The sequence below is a fragment of the Bradyrhizobium sp. genome (assembly GCF_049586575.1).
In the GTDB taxonomy this organism is placed as follows: Bacteria; Pseudomonadota; Alphaproteobacteria; order Rhizobiales; family Xanthobacteraceae; genus Bradyrhizobium.
Genome location: NZ_JBAVCF010000315.1, coordinates 1 through 2,127, shown reverse-complemented (window position 1 = coordinate 2,127; position 2,127 = coordinate 1). Strand labels below are relative to the sequence as shown.

Annotated in this window: 1 protein-coding gene; it reads right to left on the bottom strand. The window is 59.3% G+C overall.

All coding sequences use genetic code 11. The annotated features are described in order from the left end of the window. Positions 1–2,119 (bottom strand): polyribonucleotide nucleotidyltransferase (gene pnp / locus WB528_RS12130; RefSeq protein ID WP_423888654.1); only part of this gene is annotated, 2,119 nt, incomplete at its 3' end. Positions 2,120–2,127 lie beyond the last annotated feature (8 nt).

Genomic DNA, 2,127 nt, shown 5'->3' with positions numbered 1-2,127 from the left:
CGGGTCCAGTGGCTTCCGAAGGCTTCTGCTTGTCGCGAGCTTCGCGGATCAGTGCCTTGCGGCTGAGGCGAATCTTATTTCCCTCGATGGCGAGGACTTTCACCATCACCTGATCGCCTTCCTTGAGCGCGTCGCGAACCGCGCGAATGCGTTGGTCCGCGATTTCGCTGATATGCAGCAAGCCGTCCGTGCCGGGAAAAATCTCGACGAACGCGCCGAATTCCGCGATGCGAACCACTTTGCCAAGATACGTCTTGCCGATCTCAGCGGTGGCGGTGATTTCGCGGACGCGGCGAAGCGCCTCCTCTGCGGCTTTCCCGTTGACGCCGAAGATGTGAACCATGCCGTCGTCGTTCACGTCGATCTTGCAGCCCGTGGCTTCCGTGATGGCGCGGATGTTCTTCCCGCCGGGACCGATGAGATCGCGAATCTTGTCCGTGGGAATCGTGAGCATGGAGAGATGCGGCGCGTAAGTGGAAATTTCGGTGCGCGACGCGGGAAGCGCGGCTTCCATCGTGTCAAGAATCTCAAGCCGTGCCTTGCGAGCCTGAGCAAGAGCTTCGCGCATCATGGCGATGCTGACGCCTGCGACCTTGATATCCATCTGCAACGCGGTGATGCCTTCGCGCGAGCCGGCGACTTTGAAATCCATATCGCCGTAATGATCCTCCGCGCCCGCGATGTCCGTGAGGATGGCGTATTGATCGCCTTCGACCACCAGGCCCATGGCAATACCCGCGCAAGGAGCCTTGATGGGCACACCGGCGTCCATCAACGCCAGACAGCCGCCGCAAACGGAAGCCATCGACGAGGAGCCGTTCGATTCGAGAATGTCCGAGACGACGCGGATCGCGTACGGGAATTCGGACTCGGGCGGAATCAGATTCGCGAGCGAGCGCTCGGCTAACGCGCCGTGGCCCACCTCGCGGCGTCCCGGGCCGCGCAGCATTTTCACTTCGCCGACGGAGAACGGCGGGAAGTTGTAATGCAGCATGAAGCGCTTGAATGTGTCGTCCTCGAAGAGCAAGTCGAGACGCTGCATGTCGTCCTTGGTGCCGAGCGTGACCGTGGCGAGCGATTGCGTTTCCCCGCGCGTGAAGAGCGCCGAACCGTGAACGCGAGGCAGCAAACTGACTTCGCAGGTGATCTGGCGAATTTTGTCGAACGCGCGGGCATCTGGACGACGGCGCTTGCTGATAATATCCTCGCGGAATATGCGCTCATGAAGACGCTCGATGGCGCGAGCAGCGAGCTTGCGCTTGTCTTTTTCTTCGTCGGGAATCGCGGCGATGATTTCCTTCTCGATGGCAGAGACGCGTTCGCGGCTTTCGAGTTTCGGATACTTCGCGGTGTCGAGTGCTTCGTGCAGGCGCTCGCCGTACTTCGATTCGATCTGCTTGGCGAGGGCTTCATCGAACGCTGGCGGCGTGACTGCCGCCTTTTTCGGTTTGACGGAATCGTGTAGCTCGCGAATCGCGACGATGATTTTCTTGATTTGCTCGTGGCCGAAGGCCAGGGCGTCCGCAACGGTGTCTTCGGAAACTTCGAGTGCGCCCGCTTCCACCATGACGATGGCGTCTTCCGAGCCGGCAATGATGATATTCAGCAGGCTGGTCTTTTGTTCGGCGACGGTGGGGTTGACGGTCAAACGCCCGTCGATCAATCCCACGCGCACCGCGGCGATGGGCCGCAAAAATGGGATGTTCGAGCAATAGAGCGCCGCAGCGGCAGCCGTGACGCCGAGAACGTCGGGATCATTTTCACTGTCGGCGGAAAGCACCATGCTGAAAATTTGCGTTTCCGTGGACCATCCTTCGGGAAACAGCGGCCGAAGAGGACGGTCGATCAACCGCGAAGTCAGAATTTCGCGCTCCGAAGGGCGCCCTTCGCGCTTGAAAAAACCACCCGGAATCTTTCCCGCTGAGTAAGTGTACTCACGATAATCCACGGTTAAGGGAAGAAAATCCTTTTCGGTGGGCTTGCTGTCCATGCATGCGGTTGCCAAAATGACTGTGTCGCCATAGCGAAGCACCACTGCACCGTTAGCCTGGCGGGCCATCTTGCCCGTTTCAAAGCTCAGCCGGCGGCCACCGATTTCCACACTTGATTGATGTGTCATTCAAATTA